Below are 21,215 nucleotides of genomic sequence, written 5' to 3'. Positions count from 1 at the left end.
CGAAGGGCATGGCGTCACACGGGAGTCCGCGGCCGAGGAACGGGGGCCGCGAGAGCCTGGCCACACCCAACGAGCCGGGAGGAGGATGGGACATGCGAGGACGGATCGAAGGAGCACCGAGGCGAAGCCTGCAGAAGCACCTCGGCTGGACACTCGGAGCCCTGGCGCTCAGCTGGTTCGCAGCCGGCGCCGCGCAAGCCGATCACGCCGCCAGCAGCGTCGTGGTAACCCACGCGGTCTACGGGGGCGACCTGCACTACGCCGACGGCTACGGCGATTGGTTCATCGAGCCGCAGCTCGTCCACTACAAGAAGCGGCACCGCCACTACCGGAACCACCGGAAGTTCCGCCGCGGGCACCACCGCTACCACCGTGGCTTCTACAACCGGCACGGGCGCCACTACCGCGACCACCGCTACTTCGGGCCCGGCTACGGACACCGCGGGAAGTGGTGGAAGCACAAGCGCCGCGGTCATGGCTACTACTACGACGACCACCCCCGCTTCCGTCACCGGGTGGGCGACGGCCATCGCGAGCGGCGCCACCGTCGCTACCGCTCCCACGACTGGTAGACCTTGAACCCCAAGGCCCGGGCTTCACCGCCCGGGCCTTTTCCTTGGGCCCCCCTGGCCGCCGGCCGGCCCGCGGCCGGCCAGATCGCCCGATCCCGGATCCGTCGACGCATGGGCGTGTCCTAGAGCGGCATAGGACTTGCTCCGACATCTCCACCCCCTTTGCCTGGAGATGCCGTGATCACCCGCCTGTGTTGGATCGGGGAAGCCGACCGCTTCCCGCCCGAACTCCTCGACGACCCCCGTTTCGATGTGACCTGGCTGGATGTCCGTTGGCTCGACGCCACGCCCAAACGACTGCCCGACTGCGATGCGGTCCTGCTCGATGCGCCCAAGGATCCTCCTCGCCTCCAACCCAGCCTGGCGAAACGCGCCGCGCCCCTACTCGTGCGCTCGGGCGACACCGGGCGTTGGCACGACCTCGGCGCCGACGCCGTGCTTCCGGCAGACGCGTGCGTGGCCGACCTCCGCGCGGCCCTCGACCTTCTGCGCGGCGGCGCCGCCGGCGAGCGCGACACACCGGTGGCCGTGTCGGCAGAGATGCGCGCCGTCTTCCGCTCGGCGCGAGGTGCCGGCCGCTCGGACGCCACGGTGTTGATCGTCGGCGAGACCGGGACGGGCAAAGAAGTCGTGGCGCGCGCCGTGCACGAGGCCAGCGATCGGGCGGAGCGCTCCTTCGTCGCCCTGAACTGCGCCGCCCTCCCCGACGGCCTGCTCGAGAGCGAGCTCTTCGGACACACGCGCGGCGCCTTCACCGGGGCCGAGCGCGAACGCAAGGGGGCCTTCGAAGAAGCCGACGGCGGCACCCTCTTCCTCGATGAAGTCGGCGAGACGTCGGGCGCGTTCCAGGCGAAGCTGCTTCGCGTTCTGCAGGAGCGCGCCTTTCGTCCGCTGGGTGCCCCGCGCTCACGCCGCGTCGACGTGCGCGTCCTCGCTGCCACGCACCGCGATCTGCCCCGGGAAGTCGCGGCGGGACGCTTCCGAGAAGACCTCTTCTTCCGTCTGGCAGTGGTCCCGATCCCACTGCCGCCGCTCCGCGAGCGCCGCGACGACATCCTCGCGCTCGCCGAGCACTTCCTACGCCAGCTCGGAGCCCGCGAGCGAAAGCCCGGCTGCACGCTGGCCGCGAGTGCACGCCAACGCCTACGACATCGCAGCTGGCCGGGCAACGTGCGTGAGCTGGAGAATGCGATCCAGCGGGCGCTCATCGCGGCGGCTCCCGGTTCCGTCCTTCACGCGGAGGCGTTCGACGATCCCTGGGAGGATCGCGAGCGTCCCGAGGCGTCCGTCGAAGCCGACACCCAACGCGAGGCACCACTCCGCGAGAACCTCGATCGGGTCGAAGCCTGGCTGATCCGCGACGCCCTCGATCGCCAGCACGGACACAAGAGCGCGACGGCCCGCACGCTCGGCCTGACTCGAGAGGGTCTCTACAAGAAGATGAAACGATTGGGGATCGAGTAGGCCGGACACGCGCTCGCGTCGGCGGCGTCGGGCGTTAAGGTCGCTTCGCAATGGCGCGCCTCCGGACACGATCCTTCTTGACCTCCCTCCTCGCCCTCGGGCTCACGCTGCTCGGCTGTGGCCCGCGCATGGTGGAGCGAGAGGGGCACCGGGTCTTCAACCCGGCCTATCTCTGGTGGCTCGATCTGCCCCAGCGCGCGTCGTGGCAGCAGCCCGAAGCTGTGCTCGATGCGCTGGAGATCGCGGAGGGCGACGTCGTCGCCGACATCGGCGCCGGGGGCGGCTACTTCGCCGAGCGCCTGGCCACGCGCGTCGGGCCAGCCGGCCGGGTCTACGCCACCGACGTCCAGGACGAGATGATCGAGGCCCTCGACGAGCGGGTAGAAGCACGAGGCCTCGACAACGTGCGCGTGGTGCGCGCCGCCTTCGACGATCCGACGCTCCCGCGCGCGTGCTGCGACCTCGTCTTCTTCGCGAACGTGTACAAGGAGATCGACGGCCGCGTCGACTACATGAAGCGGGTGGCACGCGTGCTACGCCCCGGCGCGCGCGTGGCGATCCTCGCCTTCCATCCCGATGCCCCCGGCCCCGGTCCGCCGGTCGGCGACCGCCTGGCCGCGGAGACCGTCACCCGGGAGCTGGCCAGCGCGGGCTACACCCTCGCGTCGACCCGCGACTTCCTCCCCAGGCACTACCTGCTGGTGTTCGAGCCGGCGATTGCACGCCCGCCTGCGGACGCGCACGCCGGGACGCGGAAGCGCGCGTCGATCGTCCTCGAGTAGGAAAATCGGCGTGCAGACGCGCGCTAGCTCGCCACTGGGCTTCCTGCGTACCGGCGCGCCGAGTTCAAGACGAAGCGGCTCGGGATCGCGCCATGCCGAACGCGCTCGCCCCACCCTCGAGCGCGCAAGTGGCGTGGCGTACTTCGGGGCGACGAACGTCCAGCTCGCATGAATGCGCCTTCTGCTACACAGTTCGACTTCGACCGGGAGGATCGGACATGGAGCTCATCGTCAAGAAGACCGGAGGACTTCTCGGAGCACGGATCGAGGGGGTCGACTTCTCGAGGCCACTCACCGAAGCCACGATCGAAGCGATTGCCGACGCCCTGTACGAGCACCAGGTCGTTTCTGTGGCCGCTGCCGAGATGACGCCGGAGCAGCACGAGCAGATCGCCTCCCACTTCGGCGAGCTCGAAGAGCACGCCACGGATCAGTTCGAGGTCGACGAGAACGCGAGCCATATCACCATCATCGACTCCGATCAAGGCCACCGGGCCGACATGTGGCATGCCGATGAGACCTTTCTCGCCGAGCCTCCGCTGGTCAACGCCTTGCACGGCAAGATCATCCCCGAGAGCGGCGGAGACACCGCGTTTCGCAGCACGGCGGCTGCGTACGAGGCGCTGTCGGACAAGATCAAGGAACTCATCGACGATCTCAGCGCGATCCACGACTACGGCCACCTCTACGAAGTGGGGTGGCGCGCCGGACTGCCGCTCGGGAAAGCGATGGGCGACGCGCTCGCGAAGGGCCTGATCCACTCGCACCCGATCGTGCGGACCCACCCCGTGACGGGTCGAAAATGGCTGACCATCAACCACACCTACACGCGCTTCATCGAAGGCCTGTTCCCAGATGAAGCCGAAGCCATCCTGAACATGCTGCTGGCGCACCTGCAGAAACCCGAGTTCGGCTATCGCCACTCCTGGCAAGAAGGCGACCTCCTGCTCTGGGACCAACAGGCCGTCCAACACTACGCCGTGAACGACTTCAGCGGTCGGCGCCTGGTTCATCGCATCGCCGTCCTGCGGTCGCGCGAGTCCTACACCGGCATCAAGACGGCCTGACCGCCGCGCTCTACGAGAAGCGGACGGCGGGATCGATCGGCGCCGCAGACCGAGGATCCACCTAGGGCTGCGCGTAGCTCACCGAGTCTTCCCAATCGACGAACCAGAGAATCCGGCCCGTGCGCGCCACGCGCGCGCCGTGAAGGGTCTGAATCGTCGTCTGGTGGCGCGCCCAGAGACCCCACAGCACAGCTTCGAACGCGCTTTCTTCGTAGCCAACGTGTTCCGTGTCGAAGCGCTCGACCTTGCCGTCCACGATCACGAAGAACGGCAGCCACGAGCGAACGGACAGGAGCTCGTATCCCTCCGGATGCTCGGACGCCTTGCGCTCGGTGAACGTCTGGAGTTCCAGATGCAGCAGCGGCCAGTAGGTGAGGTCGAAGAGCGCGTCCTCGGCCTCGGGCTTCGCCTCGAGTGCGCGGGCGAGATCGCGCGATTCCGCTGGCGCGGCCTCGGGGAACGCGTGGTTCGCAGCGCAGCCTGTCCCCGTGACCACGAACACGAGCACCGCGAGCAGGCTCACCGAGAGACGACTGCGCGCAGCGGCCCCTCGGTCGCGCGGCGGGAATCGAGTGGGTCGGGTCGGATGCATGCTGGCTCCTTTGCAGTGATGCGGAACCCGGGCGCGTCCCCGGGCAGGCGAGGGAGTAGCCATGCGACGGATGGGGGTAAATTGCCGAAATCTGGACTTCTGATATACGAAATTGCATGAATTGGGAGACGGTCCGCTTCGATTGGAACCAGGCGCGCGCCTTCCTGGCGACCGCGGAAGAAGGGTCGCTGTCCGCCGCGGCGCGGGCGCTCGACCTCACCCAGCCCACCCTCGGCCGCCAGGTCGCGGCGCTGGAAGCCGAACTCGGCATCACCCTCTTCGAGCGCGTCGGCCGCTCGCTCTCGCTGACGAACTCGGGCATCGAGTTGCTCGAGCACTTTCGTGCCATGGGGGACGCGGCCGCGCGCATCACGCTCGCGGCCTCCGGCCAGTCGCAGGCGATCGATGGCCAGGTACGGATCACGACCACGGACATGGTCGCGACCCACATCCTCCCCCCGATGCTGCGGCGCGTGCGCGACGCCGCACCGGGCATCGACCTCGAGATCATCGCGTCGAACGAAGTGCGCGACCTACATCGACGGGAAGCCGACATCGCGATCCGTCACGTACGTCCCGAGCAGCCCGACCTGATTGCGCGCCTCATCGGCGAGACCACCGCCCGATTCTATGCGGCCACCGCGTACCTGGAGCGACACGGACGCCCCCAGAGCGCCGCCGATCTCGAAGAGGCGCTCTTCGTGGGAGGCGAGCAGCCCGAGCGATACGTCCCGGGCCTGAACGCCCTCGGCCTCGCGCTCGACCCGGCACAGTTCAAGATCACGACCACGAGCGGCCCGGCGATGATCGAGCTCATGAGACAGGGATACGGCATCTCTCCTCTCCCGAAGGCGATCGCCGCACGTGAACCGCTACTCGAGTGCGTCCTTCCCGAACTGCCCCCGATCCCAGTGCCCGTCTGGCTCGTCACGCATCGGGAGCTGCACACCAGCCGTCGCATCCGCTTGGTCTACGACGAGCTTGCGGAAGCCCTGGCGGCGTTCCTCGGATCGGAAGCGGCCACCGACCCCGGAGCCGGCCGGCCCTAGCCGTGGGCGCAGAGCCCGACGGCGTTCAGACCTCCGAAGAGCGCCACGGCGGGTGTTCTCCCGAGACGAGTGTTACACGAGCCCATGTCGGCGAATGCGCACCGTGAACCAGAGCACGAGCGCGAGCGAGATGGGAAGCGCGATCCAGCAGAGCGCTGCTCCCACCCAGTAGAGCGCGCACTCGAACGCCGAGGCTTCTCGCGGCGCCGGTGCCTTGGGCTCGAACACCTGGGCCGTGTAGAGATGCCGGTACCTGTGAAACCGCTCTTGCATCGTCGTAATCCAGCGGCGCAGGCGTTCGAGGCTCGGCGCTTCGCGCAGCACGGCGAGGGGGAGGCCTGGGATGCTCGCGCACATCTGGACGATGCCGAAGAGCTGCAGGTCCGCCGTGTCCGGAACGGTGCCACCGAAGAGCCCGCCGTCGGGCGGGAGGTCGGCCTGGATCCGCTCGAAGGCGGTGAGCAGACCCGCCTCGTCGCGGTTCGGCACCCGCCGACGTCCAAGCGAGATCAGGACGAAGAAATAGAACACGGGGAAGGCGCGCCAGACGTGGTTCCAGAGCTGGCGAAGGCGCGACGGATCGCCGTCGCTGACGTGGCTGAAGCGTTCCCAGAACTGCCACGGATCATCGACCCGGTGCATGGCGGCCTGCATGAAGAGCTGCCCCAACGCGCGCTGTCGCTTCGCGTCGACCTCCGAGTATCCGAGCGCCGCCAGGATCCGCCCGGAGTCGAGCTGCCAGGCCGGGTCGTCGATCTGCTGATCGTTGCGCTGCTGGCCGCTGAGCTGGGCGGCCGGCATCAGGACACCCGAAGCCCAGAAGACCGACCACGGCGGTGCCGTCTCGAGCGCGTGATCGATCCCGGCCTCATGGAGGCCGAGGAGCACCGCCTGCACCCACGGCGAGTGGTCGTTTCCGTAGACCCGGACGTGGCGCGGAGCTGTGGTCACGGGCGGGAACGTCGCGAACGCGGCATGACCGCGCCAGAAGGCTCCACTCGGCCGCTCCGGGCCGACCAGAGCCTTATTGACAACCATATCAACAACGATATTCTTATTGACAAGGCACTCAACAAGCAATCCACAAGGAACGCCGCCATGCCCAGCCGATCCCCGATGACCTACCAGGACCACCTGAGTGACGCCGACGCCTTGATGCTGACCCTCGAGCAGGATCCGACGCTCCGCTCGACGATCGTCAGCACCTGGCTGCTGGACCGGGCCCCGGACCTGGCCCGCTTCGAGCACAAGCTCGAGCGCGCGCTCGAGATCATCCCGCGCCTGCGCCAGCGCATCGTCCGCGACGCGCTCGGCATCGCGACGCCGAAGTGGGAGCGCGACCCCGACTTCGACCTGCGCTTCCACCTGCGGCGCACGCACCTCGGCGGCGACGGAACCCTGCGGGACCTGCTCGACCACGCCGAGCCGATCGCCATGCAGGCCTTCGACATGAGCCGCCCGCTGTGGGAGCTGCATCTCATCGACGGCCTCGAAGGCGGCCGCTGCGCGGCGCTCATGAAGCTCCATCATGCGATCAGCGACGGTGTGGGCCTGGTGAAGATGACCGAGTGTCTGATCGAGAAGGGCCCCGACGACGAAGAGCTGCCGCCCCTGCGGAAGACCGACGCAGACTTCGCGCCGCCCAGCGCCTGGGAGCGCCTCGGCGACGCCCTGGAACACCGCATCTCGTCGGCCCTCGAGAACCTCGAGAGCGCGGGTAGCGCCGCGGCGAACGAGGCCTTCGACGCCGTCCGCAACCCGGTGGCGCGTTTCCGCGAGCTGCGCGACACGGCCAGCTCGATCGCGCGGGTGTTGGCGCCGGCGTCGGAGCCGATGTCGCCGGTCATGCGCGACCGCTCGACGCGCGTGCGCTTCGACTACCTGTCCGTCCCCCTCGAAGAGCTGAAGCGGGCGGGCAAGACCCAAGGCGCGTCGGTGAACGATGCGTTCGTGGCCGCCGTCGCCGGAGGTCTGGCGCGCTACCACGAGGAGCAGGGTTCCCCGGTCGACTGCCTGCGCATGCTCATGCCCGTCAACGTGCGTTCGGGCGAGCGCGCCTCGGAGGTCGGAAACCAGTTCTCGCCGGCCCGGTTCGAAGTTCCCGTGGGCATCAGCGACCCGGCGAAGCGCATCCGCGCCATCCGGGCGGCGTCGCGCGAGCAGCGCGACGAGCCGGCGCTCCCGCTGATCGGCCCGATCTCCGCCGCCCTCGGCCGCCTGCCCGAGAGCGCCGTCGTGGCGCTCTTCGGTGCGATGCAGCGCACGACGGATTTCACCACCAGCAACGTGCCCGGGCCGCGCCGTCCCACCTGGATGAGCGGAGCGCGCGTGGAGGCGGTCCTGCCCTTCGGCCCCCTCGCCGGCGCCGCCCTCAACGTGACGGTGTTCAGCTACGACGGCGCGATGCACGTCGGCATCAACGCCGACCCGGCCGCGGTGGACGACCCGGAGCTGCTCTTCGAATGCCTGCAGAAGAGCTTCGACGAGGTCCTCACGATCGTCGCATGAGCGCCGAAGTCCCCCAACGCAAGCGACTACCGCCCGAGGAGCGCCGCGCGCAGCTGCTCGGCATCGCGATCGACGTATTCGCCGATCGCGGCCTGGGCGCCGCGCGTCACGCCGAGATCGCCGAACGCGCGGGCGTGGCCGTTTCCACGGTGTTCGTCTATTTCCCCACCCGCGAGGACCTCGTGCGCGACGTCCTCGACGCGGTCGCCGCGTTCTTCCTGGGGCTCCTCGAGCGCGCCCACGCGCGCGAAGCCCCCTGCGCCGAGATCCTCCGCGGGATCAACGAACGCCTGCTCGGAGAACTCGAGAAGAACCGCAGCCACGTGCTGGTCTGGCTCGAGTGGGGCTCGGCCGTGCGGGAAGAAGCCTGGCCCGCCTACCGGGCATTCAGTGAGCAGGCAGTGGCCATCACCCAGCGCACCTTCGAGCGCGGTCAGCGCGAGGGCAGCGTCCCGGCCGACGCCGATGTCGAATCGCTCGCGCGTCTGTTCACGTCGAGCTCCCAGTCGATCGCGCGGCTGCAGCTCGGCGACGTCGACCGCGGCACCATCGAGCGCTACCTCGACACGCTGCTCCAGGCGGTCCTTCCTGACGCTCCGGCAGAGACCTCCTAGGCAATCTCCAAGAGACGGGTCATCGCCCGGCGCTTCGTCATCAGATCGCCCAGCGTGTACGCGTCGAGTGTCGCAAGGAACGCGTCGAGTGCGGCGCTCAGTGCCCCCTGCAGCCCACATGCGGGCTCGATGACACAGTGGCCTGAAGAACCCGGCCCGAAACACTCCACCAGCGCGAGATTCTCTTCGGTGGCGCGCACGACCTCGCCTAAGCTGATGTCGTCCGCCGACCTGGCGAGCTTCACGCCGCCGCCTCTGCCACGGAGCGACTCGACGTATCCTTCGTTCGCAAGGCCCCGCACCACTTTCATGACGTGGCCGCGCGAGATCCCGTAGGCGTCCGAGATGTCTTCGATGCGCGTGAGTTCACCCGGCATGGCGGCCAGGTACATCAACACGCGAAGGCTGTAGTCCGTATAACGCGTCAACTGCATCGCCCATCCTTCGCTTCGCTCGCATCCGTCGGAAACAAGCGCACACACGACTTGGCTGAGACGTGTTGTCTAAAAAGAATATGTATTCTATCTTTTTTGTGCAATGGCGCGCACACCCCTCCTGAGCGCGGACTCCCGCATCCTGTACCTGCAGGTGCCGCTGATCGTGATCGCCGCGGCCTTCACCTGGCTCGGTGTGGGGGGAAGTCCGGCGACAGCCCGGCTCGACGCGGGAGCTGGCTACACCCGTCTCGCGCCGCCGCTCCCGCTCCCCGATTTCGAACTCGAGAGCGCACCCAGCGGGAATCCGCTGCGACCGGCCGACCTCGCCGGAGCCTGGACCCTGCTCGCCGTCGGGTTCGCCTCGTGTCCCGACATCTGTCCCAACACGCTGAGCGTCCTTTCGCGTGCCGCGGCTACGCTGTGGCCCGATACCGCCGACGCCCGCGTCCTGTTCGTCTCCGTCGATCCGGAACGCGACGACGTGGAACGTCTCGGCGCCTACGCCGGCCATTTCGGCCCCCACGTCCGGGCGGCCACGGGCACCCACCCCGCGCTCCGAGAGCTCACGCATCCGCTCGGGCTCTTCTACGCCCGATCCGAGTCCGGCGATCCGGCGCACTACGCGGTCGAGCACGCGACGAGCGTGCTCGTGATCGACCCGGACGGCGCCGTGATCGGCGTGTTGTCTGGCGCCGAACTCCACACCGAAGGGGTGATCACGGCGCTTCGGTCACTGCTCGCGCGAGAAGGAGCGTGACCGTGTACCCGAAGCACCTTCCCTGCGTCCTGTCCGCCGTCATCGGGCTGGCGGGCAGCGCGTCGGCGAACGGTTCCATCGAGGTCTCCGAGGCCTACGTGCCCGAGCCCCCTCCGGTCGCCCGGATGGCCGCGGCCTACTTGCGCGTCGTGAACCAGGGCGCCCTGCCGGCGCGCATCATCGGCGCCGAGGCGGATTGCGCCGAGCGGGTCGAGATCCATCGCACAGTGCACGCCAACGGCCGAGCGCGAATGGAGAGCGTCACGACGCTCGACCTAGCACCGGGCGAGGCGCTGGCCTTCGCTCCCGGCGGCCTTCACCTCATGCTCCACGGTACGCGCCTCCAGGCCGGAGATGCCTGCCAGTTTCGCCTGCTCCTGTCCGAGCCCTCGGAAGTTCTCTTCGAGGCCCCGGTGCGGAGCCGGAACCGCGCGCCCACGCCCCACCACCACGCAGGATCCGAGCGAGAAGCCGGACCCGAAGGAGAAGCGCGTTGACCATCCAAGCCACCGCAACGCTCATCAGCTTCGCCGGCATCGCCTTGATGGTCGGCATCTTCCTGTTCGTCCTCGCCCGTTCCGGGGACGAAGCCGCCTACGACACCGTGCAACCGCGCGCCTACAGCCTGCGGAAGCAACTCTTCTTCATCCTCCTGGCCGGCTTCTTCATCGTCCCCGCCCTCACCCTCCGTCACCTCCCTTACTCGCCCGACGGCGTGGAGTCGACGGTCGTCGACGTCACCGCGCACCAGTGGCGCTGGGAGATCTCGCAAACCGACTTCACGGCCGGTGAGTCCGTGCTGTTCCGGGTGGGCAGCGCCGACGTCAACCATGGCTTCGCGATCTACGACGACACCAACCGCGTGCTCGCCCAGGTCCAGGCCATGCCGGGGTACGTGAACGAGATCGCCTTCAAGTTCGACGACCCAGGCACCTATCGGATCATGTGCCTCGAGTACTGCGGCCTCGTCCATCACGGCATGCTGGCCGCGCTGAGCGTCACCGACGCCAGGGAGACCCTGTAGTGGCGGCGCCGACTTCGATTCAGGACCCCCGTCGCCCCGAAGCCTGGGTATGGGTCTACTTCGCCACCGTGGGCATCGTCGTGGCGCTGATGATGGTCTTCGGTCTGGTCATGCGCCTCGGCCAAGCCGGGCTGATCGAGCTTCCGCTCACCTGGTTCTACCAGCTCATGACCATGCACGGCGTGGGGATGGTCGGGATCTCCGGCGTCGGTGGCGCCGCCATCCTCTACCACTTCCTTTCGCAGCACGTGGAGCTGTCGCGGAAGATCTTCATCGCGAACTTCGTCTTGTTCCTGATCGGCGCCGTGTTGCTCCTGGGGCCGAGCCTGCTCGGCAGCTATGCCGGAGCGTGGACCTTCCTCTACCCCCTCCCCCAGAACTCGGGCGGCCAGTGGGCGCCGAGTGCCGCGGCCATCCATCTGACCGGGCTCGCCCTCGTCGGTGTGGGCTTCCTGCTCTTCCACCTCGACAACGCCCGCGCGATCCTCGCCCGCTACGGCTCGCTCGGCAATGCCCTCGGCTGGCCTCAGCTCTTCGGCAACTCCAGCGAAGAGCCGCCGCCGGCGAGCGTCGTCGCGGGAACGATGGTGCTCATCGTGAACATCCTGGGCCTGGTGAGCGGGGCCTCGATCATCGTCCTGTCGATCGTCGGCATCTTGAACCCGAGTTTCGAGATCGACGCGCTGCTCGCGAAGAACATGATCTACATGTTCGGCCACGTCTTCATCAACGCGACGATCTACATGTCGGTCACCGCGGTCTACGAGCTGCTCCCGCTCTACACGGGGCGTCCGTGGAAGGTGAACAAGGTCTTCCTCGCCGCCTGGAACATCTCGACGATCTTCGTGGTGATCGTCTACCCGCACCACTTGCTCATGGACTTCGCTCAGCCCACCTGGCTGCACGTGCTCGGCCAGGTGATCTCTTACGGGAGCGGCTTCCCGGTGCTCGTGGTGACCGCGTTCGGTGCCCTCACGCTGATCCACCGCTCGGGCATCCGTTGGACCGCAGCGAGCGGCTTCCTCGTGCTCTCGATGTTCGGCTGGTCCGCTGGTGTGATCCCGGCCGTCGTGGATGGCACGATCGCGGCGAACCAGGTCATGCACAACACCCAGTGGGTGCCGGGCCACTTCCACTTCTACCTGGTGCTCGGCCTGGTCTCGATGTTCTTCGGGTTTGCCCTCCACTACTCGAGAGGCACCGGCGACTCGGCCGCAGACCGGGTCGCCCTCTGGACCTACGCCATCGCCGGGCTCGGCTTCACGTGCGCGTTCCTCGCAGCGGGCGCCCAGAGCGTGCCCCGCCGCTGGGCCATCCACCTCGAGGAATGGCACGGCATCGCGCTCGTCGGTTCGGTCTTCGGGGCCCTCGTCGTCGTGGCCACCCTGCTCCTCGTGGTGCGGATCGCGGTTCGCGCCCGGAGCGTCGCGTAGCAGGCGGTCCAGATGATGGAGCGCGCAGCGGTCGCAGCGGTCGTCGTCGCGGGGCTCGTGTCCTTTGCCGTCGCCACGGACGGTTTCCGAGCCGTCACGACGGAGGGCGCCCGACGCCTCGACGTGGAACATGCGCCGCGGCCTCTCCCCGCCGCATCCCTCCGCGATCACCGCGGGTTCGCGTTCTCCTGGGACGACTACGCGGGCTCCCCGGTACTCGTCGAGTTCATCTTCACCACCTGCCCGGACGTGTGTCAGAAGATGAGCTCGGACCTCGGGGAGCTCGTCCGAACGGAACAGGCGCGCGGGAGCGACCTTCGCTTCGTGAGCGTTTCGTTCGACCCGGCGAACGACACGGTCGCGCAGCTCGCACGCGTGGCCCGCCACTTCGGCGCCGACGGCGCGCGCTGGCGCTTCGCCCGGATCGACGATGCGGCAGAGCTCGAGACCACCCTCGCCACCTTCGGGATCGTGGCCGTCCCGAGCCCGAGCCGCGGCTTCGAGCACAACGCGGCGATCCACGGAATCGATCGCAAGGGGCGTCTCGCACGGATCAGCGACCTGGAAGCCAGCGCCGCGATCGCGGCCTGGGCGCGCAGCCTGTGACGCGCCGGATCGCGATCGGACTCGCGTTGTGGACGAGCGCGGCTGTGTTCTTCGGCGGGTGGCTCGAGACGCGGATGCTCACGCACGCGCTGGTGCAACTCCCCAGCCTCGCGATCGCGGGCTTTCTACTCGCGCCCCGCGGCCGCGGGGGTGCGGACCGATTTGCCCCGTCCGCGCTGCTGGTGGCGCTCTTCGCCGCGGCGATCTGGATGCTGCCGCGCATGCTCGACGCCGCGCTCGAGAACCCGGTCGTCGGCGTTCTGAAGTGCGTGACGATTCCGCTGCTCGTGGGTCTGCCGCTCGGCTGGTCGTGGCCCCGACTCTCGGGCGTCACCCGGGCCTTCGTCTGGTCGAACGCGGTCTCGATGCTCGTCACCCTCGGCTGGCTCTACAAGGCCGCACCCGTGCGCGTGTGCAACTACTACCTGGTGGCAGAACAGGACCAGGTGGGAGCGGCCTACCTCGTCCTTGCCGTCGTGATCGGGGTGGGTTGGCTGCCGCGCCTGTTCCTCCGCGCCGCGCCCATCCCCGCGACCGCACCGGAGTCGTCGCCGCACGGACTCCAACCGGTTCCCACCCGCGGTTGAGGAGAGCGCTTCCGCCTCAGGCGAGCCGGAAGCGATTGCCGTCTTCGCCGGTCTCCACGACGACCGCCGCGCCGAGCGGTTCTTCCTTCGCCATCTGGGCGAGGGTGGCGCTCTCGTCTTCCTTGGCCGTGGCCAGGAAGCGCACGTCGTCCGCGAGCCGTCCGAGAATCACGGCCTGCTCGGGGCTGCCGTCGCGCCCGTACATCAGGGTGTAGGTCTCGATGGTGGCACGGCCCGAGGGCGTCTCGGTGAACGGCGGCGACTCCACCGCGTCGATCTCGGCCTGCAGCGCCGCGCTGTCCCAGGCGCGGAAAGGCGCGGGCCGGGTCGAGAGGATCCCCACGGCGTACTTCGAGAGGAACCCGCCGTTCGCTCCCACGAAGCCTGCGCTGCCCGGGTCGGCGCGCAAGCGCCCCACCACGCTGGCGATGGCGTGCATCGAATAGTTGTTGCCGGGGCCGCCGAAGTACGGGAGGCCCCCGGTCGCCGTCAGACCCCGCGGATCGTCGGCCGCGAGGCCGAGCCCCTCGGCCACACTCGACACCGCGATCGGGAAGCAGCTGTAGAAATCGAAGGCCGCCAGGTCGTCGAGACCGATCCCCGCCCGCTCGAGCGCCAGGCGCGTTGCCGCGACCGCCGCGGGATAGGCGCTCGGATCCGCCCGGTGCTCGACGACTTTCTCCTTCGCGGCTGCATAGCCGTGCAGAAACACGCATTGCTCGGCAGCGACGCCGAGTCGTCTCGCAACGTCGACTCGGGTGACGAGCACCGCAGCGCCCTGGTTCACCCGATCCTGCGCCACCACGAGGCGCGGATAGGGGTCGGCGATCAGCCGGTTCTCGGCGGTCACCTGAGCGATCTCGGCAGGGGTATACGCGGGATTCTCAGCGAAGGCGTAGGGGTTCGCCGCGGCGCACGCCGAGAAGGGTGCGAACCAGGTGGCCATCTCGGCGCGCCAGGCAGCGCGGTCGGCTCCCGCGCGCCCGCGTCGGGCGTTCTCGCAGAGCCCGTAGAGCGGCGGTGCGGCCAACAGACCGTGACGGTAGGAGTGGATCGAGAGGATCCCCTGGATCTGTTGGCCCTGACGGTCCTCGACGGCTTCGTCCAGCTCCTCCGACCAGTCGGCTTGTCCCCCGGTCTTCACCAGATGGCGCGCCGTCGCGATCGCCTCGGCGCCCGTGAGCAGCGCCGCGCGGAATTCCCCCGATGCGACGCGCTCACAGGCTTCCGCCAACAGGGATTGCGGCGTGTTCCCGCCGGCGTCCTCCCAGGTGGCCGTCGCGGGGCGGATTCCGAGCCGCCGACAGATGGAACGTGGAAAGTTGTTCGAGCGACCGAAGGGAAGCTTCAAGTGGCGCGCCGAGTCGTCGAAGGTCCGCGTCGTCGCGATCCAATCGATCTCGGCACCGATGCGGTCGGCGGCACCGGAGTCCGCCATCGCCGCGCGACTCGCTTCGACAGCCATCTCGACGGCCGACCAGCCCTGGTAGGCCGGCGCTCCGACGCGATCGACGCACTGGCCGACGCCGACGAGAACGGGGGTTTCATCCGGAACCGCTGAAAAATCCATGACGCCCTTTGCCGCGCAGCGTGCGGGGAGCAACACCGGTACCCCGCGTCCGCCGGGCGAGCAACCCGCCCCGCTTCCCAGCCCTCCGGCCGTCCCGACCCACCCCTGGTACCACCCCCGAATTCCAAGCCGAGGCGACCGCCGCACGTCTCGCGCAACCGGGGCGCAGTTTCCGTTGGAGGTCCGCTCCTTTCCAGCGGGTTTCACCACGTTCGTGACGCGCGCTTCACGCCTACGCAGGATTGTTCGCTTTACGACGGCTGCCATGTCTTGCAGTCTGAGGTGGGTTGCCTGCGCGCGTGGAGGGGTGCGCTCGGTGGCCCGTCGTACCCCCGAAGCCCGGAGCCCACCGCGCATGAGAAGCTGCCTCCTGCTCGTGCTCTGCCTGTCGACGGCATTCCCCGCCGCGGCCGCAATGGTCTCGGAACGGTTGTTCTGGACCGACCAGACCCGCCGGGGCGTGTTCCGTTCGGCGGTCGACGGATCCGGCGCCAGCGAGATCGTCGACACCGGTGGCGCGCCCAGTGGGATCGCCGCCAACAACCTCTTCCTCTACTGGGCGAACGGGCAGAGCCTGTTCCGCGCCGACCTCGACGGGTCGGGAGCGAAAGAGATCGTGGACCTCGTCGCTGTATTCGGAACGGGACCCTACGGAACCGGATCCTGGGCGCCGCGCGGTGTGACCCTGGCCGACACGTTCGTGTACTGGGTCGACTCGGAACAGGAGGGCCTGTTCCGCGCGCGTCTCGACGGCTCCGTGCCGACGCGCTTGCTCGACTTCACCACGGACCTCGGGCTGATGGCGCCCGACTACGATGCGGTCGGGCTCGCCTCGAGCGACACCTTCCTCTACTGGACCGATGTCAGCGCGGACGTGATCGTGCGCGCGGAGCTGGACGGCGCCAACCCGACCGTGCTGGTCACCGGAAGCACATCCGATGCGTTTACGGGCATCGCCGTCAACGACACCCACCTCTTCTGGGTCGACGCGCTCGACGGCGTCTTCCGCTCGGACCTCGAGGGCGGGAACCCGGTCGAGATCATCGACCGCTCGGCCTTCTTTGGGCCCCCCGTGCTCCGCGAGATCACCCTCGACGCCAAGACCCTCTACGTCACCGTCGACGGCGTGAGCGGCTCCAGCGCCGAGGGCTTGTTCAGCGCCGACCTGTCCGGTGGCGGGCTGACCCAGCTGATCAATCTGCACTCGGCGTTTCCGGCCGCGGCGGGGAGCGGACCTCGAGGGGTCGCGTTGGGCGTGACGCCGCCCGCCGTCCCCGCGCTGGGCGGGTGGGGCCTCGGCGCCCTCGCCGCCGCTCTGATCTACGCCGCACGTCGCGTCCAGACCCGCGCGACCTAGCGCGGCCGACCCAGATCCCAACGCACCTCCTGGAAGCGTGCGTCGAAGAGCCGGATGACCACGCGCTCCGCGCCGGGCGGTACGGCGAGGGACGTCTCGAAGGCGTGCGACTCGGACTCGGGATCGCGCTCGGGCTCGACGCGCACCCGCGGTCCCTCGACGATCTCCAGACCGAACGACGCGTCGCGGGAGAGCTCGAGCCGAAGCTCCAGGTCGCGTCCCGCGCGTACCCGTCCGCGCGTGAAGAGCTTCGCCTCCGCCTCGCCGAGGGTGTGCGCGCCGTGATCCCGCCAGCCCCACGGAACCGGCTCGTAGACGACGCTCAGAACGAGCGCGACCGCCGGCAAGAGCAGCGTGGGCCAGCGCAAGGGCCCGAGGCCGGTCCACCAGATACGCCATCGAGCGCTCATGCCGACACCTCGGGCCGAGTCTCACTCTCTGCCGACCCGCGTCGACCCAGCTGCCCGCGCTCGAGTCCCTGTCGGATCCGTTCGACGTAGACGAGCGCCCCGCTGATCGCGAGACCGGTGAGGAAGAGACCCGCGACGAACCAGAGGAACTTCGTCGTCAGCCCGCCGAAGGTCCCGAAGTGCAGCGGATCTGCCGCCTCGGACAGGCGCTGATGGACGCCGAGTTCCTCCCCGCGACGACTTCCCAGAACCGCACCGGTAATGGGGTCGAAGTGGACCGCGTTGGAGCGCGATCGCACCAGACTCGCCGTGAGCTGACCGCCCACCACGAGGGCGCGGTCCGCCTCTTCGGGAAACACGATCGACTCGACCGCCAGCCCGGGCAGCTGGGCTCGGGCGCTTTCGACGGCGGCATCGAGGCGCGCTCCATCGAAGTCGGCCGGCAGTCGCTCGTCGCGCGCCGGCACTTCGACCGTCAACACCACGGGCGCATCGCCTCCCAGGCTCTCGACCAGGTACCACATCCCCGTGATCGACATCAGCGCGACGAACCACGCGCTCCAGACGCCGGCCAGACGGTGGAGATCCCCCAGCCAGAGACGGGGCCGTCGCTCGAAACGAGGCCGGCGAAAGAAGCCGCGCCAGAACTTCCCGTAGATCACGAGGCCACTGACGAGGGACAAGAGCAAAGGCAGTGAAAGCGCCGACACGATGGGAATGCCGACCTTCGGCGGCAACATCAGGTGGCGGTGCACCATTCGGAAGAAACGCTGCACGTTGAACCAACGCGTCTCCCCCTGGAACGACCCGTCGCGCGGGTCGAGCCACAGCCGCACCGGCTCGCCCCAGGAGGTAATGAGCGTCGCCTGGAGCGCGAACCCGTCCCCGACGGGTCGGGTCAAGCTCAACCACGCGGCCTCGGGGCGTTCGCGCCGGGCTGCGTCGAACGCGGCTCCCCAGGCAATCGCCTCCGGTTCGATCCCGTCCGCGCGCATCGCCGGTTCGAGCAACCAGTCGACTTCGTGGCTGAGGACCGCGAGGGTTCCCGTGGCCAGCACGAACCCGAGCAGGATCGACAGTTTCAGGCCCAACCAGGAGTGGAGCCAGAACCACCAGCGGCGCCGAGCCTTCTTCGCTTCCTTCCTCACTCGGAGGATTGCCCTTACAGGTATGCGGTGAGCCGGATCCCGAAGATACGCGGGTGGGGGTCGACGCGCTCAGGGAATGCGTCCCCCTGGAACGAGCGGCGGACCCCCGTGAAGTACTTCCTGTCGGCGAGGTTCTCGACGTAGCCGACCAATCGGAAGCGATCCGATTCGAAGCCCGCCCGCAGATTGACCACGCTGTAGGAAGGAACGAAGAACCGACGATCTTGCGTGGTCCGCTTCAGGAAGCTCGCGCCGACATCGAAGAAGGTGTCGTCGACGTAGGACCATTCTCCGCGCAGGAACGCGGCCACGAGCCCGAGGCGCCCGGTATTGATCGCAGGAAAGGTGTACTGCCCGTAGCCGTTCAAGGTCCATTCCGGCGCGCGCGGCAGCACCTCGCCGGTGAGGTCGGCTCCTCCCGCCGGGGCTCCCTCGAATGAGGCGTCGCGGAAACGCTCGTACTCCGCCTTGACGTAGCCGGCTCCGAAGCCGAGTTCGAGGCCGTTGCATGGGATGATCAGGTCCAATCCGCGGCACGGAAGCGCCGTCGCCTCGACCTCGAATCCCTCGCTCCGGGCGCGCGCCGCATTCTGAACCTGGATCAGGCTCGGGAACATCGGATCCCCGGCCGTGCGCACCTGCAAGTCTTTCCAGTCGTAGCGAAAGACCGCGCCGGTGAGCCGCAGCCGCTCCTGGAAGAGCCGCGCCTTGAGGCCGGCCTCCCAGCTGCGGATCCGCTCGTCATCGAAGGTCCGCGCCTCCCCGAGATCGACGATGCCCGTCCCCCCACCGTTCTTGAAGCCCGTCGAGTTCGAGACGTAGGCGAGCACCGAGTCGTTGAGGTGGATGGTGAGGATCGCGCGGTACGAGAAGTCCCGATCGCGCTCGCGCTGGCCCGGATTCGTTGCGACCGTGGGCGGAAAGCCGGGGAAGAACAGGGCGCTCTGCCGGTCCTTTCGCTCGGTGACCACCTCGGTATGGCGCCCGCCAAGCGTGATGTCGACTCGCGGCCGGATCCCCCATTCGGTCAGGCCGACATCGAGCTGGGGGGTCGCATGCCAGACGGCGTCGGCGAACACGGCCCAGGTCTCCGTCTCCTCGTCGAGACTGAGCTCGAAGATCGTGTCGTTGAACCGGTTGTCACGGTCGGTGAAGAACACCCCGTCTGTGCCCAGCTCGTCCCGGGCGATGATGCCCCCGACGATCAGATCGACCTGATCGAAGAGCGTGACATCGATGCGGACCTCCTGGCTCATCGACTCGAGGTCGTTGCCCGCAGTACCAACGAGTTCGGCCGCGATCGTCTCGTCCCGGTCGTTGACCTCGAGATAGTCGTTGGTGATGTAGCCCGTGATCGACGTGAGTTTCGCGAGCCCGAAATCGAGGGTGCCGTTGCCGACGATCAAGAAGCCCTCATTGCGGGAGCGCTGGTTGAAATCGGTCGCGATTCGGAGGCGATCTGGCACATCCAGCGTCATGGGATCGCGCGCCACGAAGTTGTTGGCGCCCTGGTCGGAGCGGGTGAGTCGTGCACTCACGTCATAGGTGAAGTTCTCTGTCGGCGTCCAGCGCAAGGACGCGCGACCACCACCGGCGATGAGGTCGGCCTCGCTGCCCGGCCCGGTGTTCTCGATGAACCCATCCGACTGCTCGACGTAGCTGGCCACGCGGACGGCCAGCACGTCCTTCAGAATCGGAGCGTTGACCACGGCCCGGGCCTTCCAGGTATTGAAGCGCTCGAAACCGATCTCGGCCGATCCGCCCCACTCTTGCTGAGGCTTCACCGTCGTTATGCTGATCGCGCCGGCGGTCGCGTTGCGGCCGAAGTAGGTGCCCTGGGGCCCGCGCAGGATCGCCAGGCTCTCGATGTCGATGAGCGCCGGATCGAAGGTACGGATCGACTGCCCCGGCGCGACGTTGAAGCCGTCGACGTAGATGCCCAACGTGTTGGCACGGCCGCCGATGTTGCCCACACCGCGCACGGCCACCTGGCTACGCGCCCGGTTGCCATTGTTCGTGAAGCTCACGTTCGGCGTCTGGAGGAAGTACTCCTGGACGCCCTCGATCTGGCGCTCCTCGATGTCGCGTCCGGAGAACGCCGTCAGGCTGATGGGGATCGTCTCCTGCTTCTCGCGCCGCCCCTGGGCCGTGACGAAGATGTCTCCCAGCGAAAGCGTCTCGTCGTCGGCCGGCTCTTCGTCGTCAGAGTCCTGCGCTGCGGCGCCTCCTGCCACGAGCGTCCACGCCAACGCCAGCACAAGGGTCCGGGCGGCGACACGCCGAAGCGTCCGCAGTTGGGGGGTGGCGAGCAGAATGGCTAGCGCCTTCGCGAGCGTCCGCGTGCGAGAGCGAACAAGGCGACCGCGCCACAGATGAGCGACGCACGCAGAGAGGGCTCGGGCAGTGCCACGATCTGGCCCGTGAGGGTGCCGTCGATCGGGAGCCCGTTGAGATCGAAGGTGACGTCCACGTCGATCGGGATCGTGATCTGCGGGATGCTCGGGTTCCCGGCCGAGGGCGCGATGGTGCCGCCTGTGGCCGTGTTCGGGCCGATCAAGCCGCTCGTCGGCAACACCGTGTCCAACTGGTCCAGGATCGGCTGGCCGGCCAGGGTGACCAACCCGTCGTAGTCCATCGTCATCGCAGAGATGCCGACGGTGAGGGCGGTGCTGTCGAAGCTGGTGCCGGTGATCGTGATCGGCCCGGCGCTCGAAATATCGAACTGCAGATCGTCGAAGCTCAGGAAGGACCCATCGGTTTCGAAGCCGGTGATCGTCTCACCGCGCACCCGCGCCCCGATCGTGGCCGTCCCGGTCGTTGCATCCGAGTACTGACCGTTCGGGTTCTGCGCGTTCACGAGCGCGGGGTTGAACGACGCGGGGTTGGGCCGGTAGCTGCCCGAGTCGAGCCCGCCGATCAGGTGGGTGCCCGAGGTGAAGGCAATCGAGGTGCCCGCGACGTAGTCCGAAGCGACCGTGCCGTCGAGATCGGCCGCGTTTCCGTCGTTCCAGGGCCCGAAGTCCAGGCTGGTCTGGTTGCGGAACTTCAGGATCAGGGCGATGAACGGCGGGAACTCGGCGCTCGGAACCATCACGAAATCGGGCGAGTCCGGGATCGTGAAGACGAGCTGGCTCTGGGTCTCGTCGATGTCCCAACTCTGAGGAACGGCAGACACCGGGATCGCCATCATTACGGCCGTCGAAAGCCAAGTCAGTGCCAACGCCGCCAACCGCATGGG

General features: G+C 68.3%; 22 protein-coding genes. 14 read left to right on the top strand and 8 right to left on the bottom strand.

The annotated features are described in order from the left end of the window. Window positions 1–92: 92 nt before the first annotated feature. From AAF430_01185 to AAF430_01170, 4 genes are all read left to right on the top strand, one after another. Window positions 93–572: a hypothetical protein gene (locus tag AAF430_01185; GenBank protein MEM7408832.1), complete on the top strand. Its 480-nt coding sequence runs from the start codon at window positions 93–95 to the stop codon at window positions 570–572. Window positions 573–749: 177 nt separating this feature from the next. Further along, window positions 750–2,036 carry a sigma 54-interacting transcriptional regulator gene (locus AAF430_01180; protein MEM7408831.1) on the top strand — a complete coding sequence of 429 codons (1,287 nt, stop codon included), beginning with the start codon at window positions 750–752 and terminating at the stop codon, window positions 2,034–2,036. Window positions 2,037–2,113: 77 nt separating this feature from the next. Beyond that, window positions 2,114–2,818 (top strand): class I SAM-dependent methyltransferase, encoded by a 705-nt coding sequence (locus AAF430_01175; protein ID MEM7408830.1) that lies wholly within the window; start codon window positions 2,114–2,116, stop codon window positions 2,816–2,818. Window positions 2,819–3,036: 218 nt separating this feature from the next. Beyond that, window positions 3,037–3,885: a TauD/TfdA family dioxygenase gene (locus AAF430_01170; protein ID MEM7408829.1), complete on the top strand. Its 849-nt coding sequence runs from the start codon at window positions 3,037–3,039 to the stop codon at window positions 3,883–3,885. Between the two features lie 61 nt (window positions 3,886–3,946). Here the strand turns inward: AAF430_01170 and AAF430_01165 are convergent, their stop codons facing one another. Then, window positions 3,947–4,477, bottom strand: a complete 531-nt coding sequence (locus AAF430_01165; GenBank protein ID MEM7408828.1) for a hypothetical protein — start codon at window positions 4,475–4,477, stop codon at window positions 3,947–3,949. 116 nt (window positions 4,478–4,593) lie between these two features. Between AAF430_01165 and AAF430_01160 the strand changes: the two genes are divergently transcribed. Continuing rightward, a complete protein-coding gene (locus AAF430_01160) occupies window positions 4,594–5,526 on the top strand; it encodes a LysR family transcriptional regulator (protein ID MEM7408827.1) in 933 nt (310 codons plus the stop codon). A 72-nt stretch (window positions 5,527–5,598) separates the two neighbouring features. Here AAF430_01160 and AAF430_01155 read toward each other — a convergent pair whose 3' ends face one another. Then, window positions 5,599–6,477 (bottom strand): hypothetical protein, encoded by an 879-nt coding sequence (locus AAF430_01155; protein MEM7408826.1) that lies wholly within the window; start codon window positions 6,475–6,477, stop codon window positions 5,599–5,601. A gap of 147 nt (window positions 6,478–6,624) precedes the next feature. On the opposite strand from AAF430_01155, the gene AAF430_01150 reads away from it, so the two are divergent. Both AAF430_01150 and AAF430_01145 read left to right on the top strand, forming a co-directional pair. After that, complete coding sequence (locus AAF430_01150; GenBank protein MEM7408825.1) at window positions 6,625–8,034, top strand: wax ester/triacylglycerol synthase family O-acyltransferase; 1,410 nt, start codon at window positions 6,625–6,627, stop codon at window positions 8,032–8,034. After that, on the top strand, window positions 8,031–8,648 hold the full coding sequence (locus tag AAF430_01145; protein ID MEM7408824.1) for a TetR/AcrR family transcriptional regulator: 618 nt from the start codon (window positions 8,031–8,033) through the stop codon (window positions 8,646–8,648). The genes AAF430_01150 and AAF430_01145 overlap by 4 nt, the downstream gene beginning before the upstream one ends. Here the strand turns inward: AAF430_01145 and AAF430_01140 are convergent. Next, a complete protein-coding gene (locus AAF430_01140) occupies window positions 8,645–9,082 on the bottom strand; it encodes an Rrf2 family transcriptional regulator (GenBank protein MEM7408823.1) in 438 nt (145 codons plus the stop codon). The two genes, AAF430_01145 and AAF430_01140, sit on opposite strands and share 4 nt — an antisense overlap. Window positions 9,083–9,185: 103 nt before the next feature. On the opposite strand from AAF430_01140, the gene AAF430_01135 reads away from it, so the two are divergent. From AAF430_01135 to AAF430_01110, 6 genes are all read left to right on the top strand, one after another. Further along, complete coding sequence (locus AAF430_01135; protein ID MEM7408822.1) at window positions 9,186–9,842, top strand: SCO family protein; 657 nt, start codon at window positions 9,186–9,188, stop codon at window positions 9,840–9,842. Window positions 9,843–9,844: 2 nt separating this feature from the next. Continuing rightward, window positions 9,845–10,339, top strand: coding sequence for a copper chaperone PCu(A)C (locus AAF430_01130; GenBank protein MEM7408821.1), 495 nt, complete (start codon window positions 9,845–9,847; stop codon window positions 10,337–10,339). Beyond that, window positions 10,336–10,866, top strand: coding sequence for a cytochrome C oxidase subunit II (locus AAF430_01125; GenBank protein MEM7408820.1), 531 nt, complete (start codon window positions 10,336–10,338; stop codon window positions 10,864–10,866). Before AAF430_01130 ends, AAF430_01125 begins: the two co-directional genes overlap by 4 nt. After that, window positions 10,866–12,299, top strand: coding sequence for a cbb3-type cytochrome c oxidase subunit I (locus tag AAF430_01120; GenBank protein MEM7408819.1), 1,434 nt, complete (start codon window positions 10,866–10,868; stop codon window positions 12,297–12,299). Before AAF430_01125 ends, AAF430_01120 begins: the two co-directional genes overlap by 1 nt. 12 nt (window positions 12,300–12,311) lie before the next feature. Beyond that, the gene (locus tag AAF430_01115) at window positions 12,312–12,905 is read left to right on the top strand and encodes an SCO family protein (protein ID MEM7408818.1); all 594 of its coding nucleotides are present in this window, start codon (window positions 12,312–12,314) and stop codon (window positions 12,903–12,905) included. Window positions 12,906–12,979: 74 nt separating this feature from the next. After that, a complete protein-coding gene (locus AAF430_01110; protein MEM7408817.1) occupies window positions 12,980–13,492 on the top strand; it encodes a hypothetical protein in 513 nt (170 codons plus the stop codon). 16 nt (window positions 13,493–13,508) lie between these two features. Here the strand turns inward: AAF430_01110 and AAF430_01105 are convergent, their stop codons facing one another. Beyond that, entirely contained in the window at window positions 13,509–15,062 is a 1,554-nt protein-coding gene (locus AAF430_01105; GenBank protein ID MEM7408816.1) for an acetyl-CoA acetyltransferase, read from the bottom strand. A gap of 355 nt (window positions 15,063–15,417) precedes the next feature. On the opposite strand from AAF430_01105, the gene AAF430_01100 reads away from it, so the two are divergent. Beyond that, complete coding sequence (locus AAF430_01100) at window positions 15,418–16,419, top strand: hypothetical protein (GenBank protein ID MEM7408815.1); 1,002 nt, start codon at window positions 15,418–15,420, stop codon at window positions 16,417–16,419. Here the strand turns inward: AAF430_01100 and AAF430_01095 are convergent. The 4 genes from AAF430_01095 to AAF430_01080 form a co-directional block, all read right to left on the bottom strand. Continuing rightward, complete coding sequence (locus AAF430_01095; GenBank protein ID MEM7408814.1) at window positions 16,416–16,829, bottom strand: hypothetical protein; 414 nt, start codon at window positions 16,827–16,829, stop codon at window positions 16,416–16,418. The genes AAF430_01100 and AAF430_01095 overlap by 4 nt on opposite strands. Further along, complete coding sequence (locus tag AAF430_01090) at window positions 16,826–17,977, bottom strand: PepSY-associated TM helix domain-containing protein (protein ID MEM7408813.1); 1,152 nt, start codon at window positions 17,975–17,977, stop codon at window positions 16,826–16,828. Before AAF430_01090 ends, AAF430_01095 begins: the two co-directional genes overlap by 4 nt. 14 nt (window positions 17,978–17,991) lie before the next feature. After that, on the bottom strand, window positions 17,992–20,226 hold the full coding sequence (locus tag AAF430_01085; protein ID MEM7408812.1) for a TonB-dependent receptor: 2,235 nt from the start codon (window positions 20,224–20,226) through the stop codon (window positions 17,992–17,994). A gap of 68 nt (window positions 20,227–20,294) precedes the next feature. Then, window positions 20,295–21,212: a hypothetical protein gene (locus tag AAF430_01080; protein ID MEM7408811.1), complete on the bottom strand. Its 918-nt coding sequence runs from the start codon at window positions 21,210–21,212 to the stop codon at window positions 20,295–20,297. Window positions 21,213–21,215: the final 3 nt, after the last annotated feature.

This window comes from Myxococcota bacterium, assembly GCA_039030075.1.
Taxonomy (GTDB): Bacteria; Myxococcota_A; UBA9160; order UBA9160; family SMWR01; genus JAHEJV01.
The sequence above is the reverse complement of the archived record's forward strand: the minus strand, read 5'-3'. Positions and strand labels throughout refer to the sequence as shown.